The sequence below is a fragment of the Weissella sp. DD23 genome (assembly GCF_001579105.1).
GTDB lineage: Bacteria > Bacillota > Bacilli > Lactobacillales > Lactobacillaceae > Weissella > Weissella cibaria.
The window spans coordinates 15,314-18,797 of sequence record NZ_KQ970403.1 but is presented as its reverse complement, the minus strand read 5'-3'; the positions used below and the strand labels follow the sequence as shown (position 1 = coordinate 18,797).

Annotated in this window: 5 protein-coding genes and 1 other annotated feature; of the genes, 3 read left to right on the top strand and 2 right to left on the bottom strand. The window is 44.7% G+C overall.

The annotated features are described in order from the left end of the window. Positions 1–50 precede the first annotated feature (50 nt). Entirely contained in the window at positions 51–233 is a 183-nt protein-coding gene (locus WEIDD23_RS11770; RefSeq protein WP_010370575.1) for a hypothetical protein, read from the bottom strand. Between the two features lie 276 nt (positions 234–509). Here WEIDD23_RS11770 and WEIDD23_RS11765 point away from each other — a divergent pair, with 276 nt between their 5' ends. Further along, the gene (locus WEIDD23_RS11765) at positions 510–1,601 is read left to right on the top strand and encodes a glycerol dehydrogenase (RefSeq protein ID WP_010370577.1); all 1,092 of its coding nucleotides are present in this window, start codon (positions 510–512) and stop codon (positions 1,599–1,601) included. Positions 1,602–1,748: 147 nt separating this feature from the next. After that, a complete protein-coding gene (locus WEIDD23_RS11760) occupies positions 1,749–2,183 on the top strand; it encodes a hypothetical protein (protein WP_137636378.1) in 435 nt (144 codons plus the stop codon). Positions 2,184–2,260: 77 nt separating this feature from the next. Here WEIDD23_RS11760 and WEIDD23_RS11755 read toward each other — a convergent pair whose 3' ends face one another. After that, positions 2,261–2,701, bottom strand: a complete 441-nt coding sequence (locus WEIDD23_RS11755) for a hypothetical protein (protein WP_010370584.1) — start codon at positions 2,699–2,701, stop codon at positions 2,261–2,263. A gap of 200 nt (positions 2,702–2,901) precedes the next feature. After that, positions 2,902–3,148 (top strand) — a binding site (T-box leader). A 45-nt stretch (positions 3,149–3,193) separates the two neighbouring features. Between WEIDD23_RS11755 and WEIDD23_RS11750 the strand changes: the two genes are divergently transcribed. Next, on the top strand, positions 3,194–3,484 hold a 291-nt coding region (locus tag WEIDD23_RS11750; RefSeq protein WP_156469656.1), incomplete at its 3' end, for an FAD-binding oxidoreductase.

Genomic DNA, 3,484 nt, shown 5'->3' with positions numbered 1-3,484 from the left:
TGGCCCGTTATATTTGTCATCAAGTACTTATTTCTGAGAAAAATCAGAAGCTAAAAGTGCGAAATTGCCGCCGTCTTCTTGATAGGAAGTGAATATTGATCAATAATCTGGTTCACATCATCAACTGAGGTTTCTAGCCAAAGTGCAACACGTCCAGAGTTTGAACGGTTGTTACCAGTTGTAATCTTACTTGCAGCATAAGCAATACGTACGTCTTCTTCTGTTAATGCCATTTAGTATCTCCTTAGAAAATTGACTGAAATGTTAGATGTGTTCGATATCGTTTTTGCAGGAGTCATCTCTTTTCTTTTTTAACAGTTAAACCTAATATTTAGTCTACTGTATTTTGGACGAAAGAGTTGACAAAAAGGGAACTAATTGTTCTATTTGATTTTCCAGTTTGATAAAACGGAGATATTTTGTACTGTAATTCGACTAACTTAATTAGTGTTTTAAGTGCTATAATAAATGTGAACAAAATCACAAGTTGAACTTTGGAGGGAATAACCATGGAACGAGTTTTTGCAAGTCCATCACGTTATGTGCAAGGGGCACATGTTTTGGAAACGGGGATAGAACACATTAAAGAGTTGGGATCAAATGCTTTGTTGCTAGCTGGTAATCACACATGGTCGGCTGTTGGCGAGATATTTGCTAAAAATTTGGAAGCAGCCGGCATGTCATATACTCGGGTTGCCTTTCAAGGAGAAGCATCACGCTCAGAAATTGCCCGTGCGGTCGAGATTGCCCGTGAAAACCAGAGTGACGTCGTACTTGGTTTAGGTGGTGGTAAGGCAATTGACTCTGCAAAGGCAATCGCAGATGAAGCGGACTTACCTGTGGTCATCTTGCCAACGCTGGCGTCAACGGATGCACCAACTTCAGCTTTGTCTGTTATCTACACAGATGATGGAGCGTTTGAGAGTTACCTATTCTACAAAAAGAATCCAGAATTAGTGATGGTCGATACGGATGTTATTGCCAAGTCACCAGTTCGCTATCTGGCATCAGGAATTGCGGATGCAATGGCAACTTTGATTGAGGTAAAGGCTGTGAGTGAGAAGCATGGTGACACAATGGCTGGTGGTAAGCAAACGTTGGCCGCTGTCGCGATTGCCGAGAAAGCGGAAGAAACGCTATTCAACTACGGCCTGCAAGCAATTGAAGCCAACCGACAAGGGGTCGTTACGGCAGCTCTTGAATCAGTTGTTGAAGCGAATACCCTATTATCAGGGTTAGGCTTTGAATCAGGTGGTTTAGCCGCAGCGCACGCAATTCACAATGGTTTCACAGCATTGACGGGTGATATTCACCACTTAACCCACGGTGAAAAGGTAGCGTACGGTACGTTGACGCAGTTGGTTTTGCAAAACGAAACGGCTGAGACGCTGAATAAGTACATTGATTTCTATCAGAAGTTAGGTTTGCCCACGACCTTGGCAGAAATGCATTTAGAGAATGCTTCTCGTGAAGATCTATTGAAGATTGGTGTCCAAGCGACGGCGGAAGGTGAGACAATCCACCAAATGCCATTTGAAGTCACGGCTGAAGATGTTGCAAACGCACTTGTGGCAGTTGATGCTTACGTGAAGTCACGTTAAAAATGCTTTAAATCAAGGCGCCTGCATTAAGTTATGGGCACCTTTTGTTGTGGATAAAGTACGACAAAACCTTGAAGAAAATGGTGCCTCGGGTTTTGATTGGCTGAAACTCCGGTATAATTGTGAATATAAGCAAACGGGGGTAAAATGATGGATTTCTTTGAAGATAACGGATTATTCCAGGATAAGCCGGAGTACAGCGATGAAGTGGCTGCTGAAGTTGATGAGCAGATGAAAGTGTTAATTACAGATTACTTAACATCGGATGTTTGGCAAGAAAAGCCACTCGTTGCCAAAGATAAGGATGCTGAAAATATTTTAGAAGCGACGGGTGAAATGATGTATATATATCATCGTGAAGTACCTGGTCAGTGGACCGACGATGCCATGGCTGACGTACTAACATATTATTTCCCAGCGAAAGTCATTATGGCAAACCGCCTGTTTTCAAAAATATCTAAAGTGACTGCTGGTTTTGTGCAGTTTTACGGTACGAAGGTGGCAAAATCTCCAGATATGATGATTGAAACAATTAAAGACTCACACGATTTAATTCGTGAAAACGCAAAAATGTGGCAATAACGTTGCCGTTTTAATTAAAGACACACCAAAAAGGGGATGCACCGCAAGATGCATCCCCTTAACTATACCCAAAACAATTAACCCACCTGGTTATACCCATCAATAATCGCATTAACGTTCGCCACATCCGTAGCGACCCAGTCGGCCATCGACAATGACGTGTACAATTGGTGCTCCGTGTGTTCACCAGCTAGCGAATCCAAAACCAACGTTTCAGCGTCGCTGATTTCGTGACCGTTGAAAACCGCTTCGTCGCGGTAGGCGATGGCACCAATCTCAGTTAACGCCACGAATTGATCATTGCCGTTAAATTGGTTTAGTGGCGTCAACCCCATGAACAACAAGCCCGTTGGTTCAAAACTGACCACATAGTTCTTACCCGTGAACGAGTTGAACGCCGCGATGACGTCCTCTAATTTGTGGCTGGCTTGAATGTAAGCCAAGTTTGATGTATCAGCGGGGTAACCCAATTCTTGTTTCTTCGCCGCGATATCGGCACTGTTAAAAGCACTTGCCATTGTCTGTCCTCCTGCCGGGATTAACGTGGACCAGGGATTGCACGTGTTGCAGCGCGGTGGCTGCCAAATAGGAACTGACATATATTAGCATAACCCCCGGTATCAGTGGCCTGAAAAGGGTACCCGGGGTAGTGTTCGGAAATTAAATGAGAACGATTCTAATAAACTTATTGACTTTTCATTTTAACGTGACTACAATAAGTGCAACGAAGAAGAGGTGAGTAACCAAGCCTAAGTTGTTCAGAGAGTTGCGTAGGGTGTGAAGCAATCAACTTAGTTGGTGAATATGGCCTTGGAGTGGGTTGAAACGATGATGATGAACGTCGTTTCCGGGTGCGCCCGTTATCGCGCTAGAGTATCACCGCTTTTTAGCGCGTACTTGATAAGTGTCCAAAGGTGATTTTGGGCAGAATTCGGGTGGTAACACGATGATGAGTCGTCCCGTTGCAGACAATTGTGCTGCGACGGGACGTTTTTTATTTGGAGGAAAGTATGAGCACAGATTTAACAACATTAGCATTACCAGATGGTGAGGTGGTCACCGAGCCGCCTGTGCTTGCAGAATACCGGCTGAATCCCTATACCCAAGAAACAGCAGCTGAGGGGCAACCGATCGCAGTGGTGTTTGCTACTTCGGTGGCGGACGTCCAAGCCACGTTGCAATTTGCGACGACGCATCATATCCCGGTTGTGACGCAGGGTGCCCGCACGTCAATTGCGAATGGAGCAGCCGGTTTGGACGGGAGCATTCTTCTGAATCTATCCCGCCTCAACCACATTGTG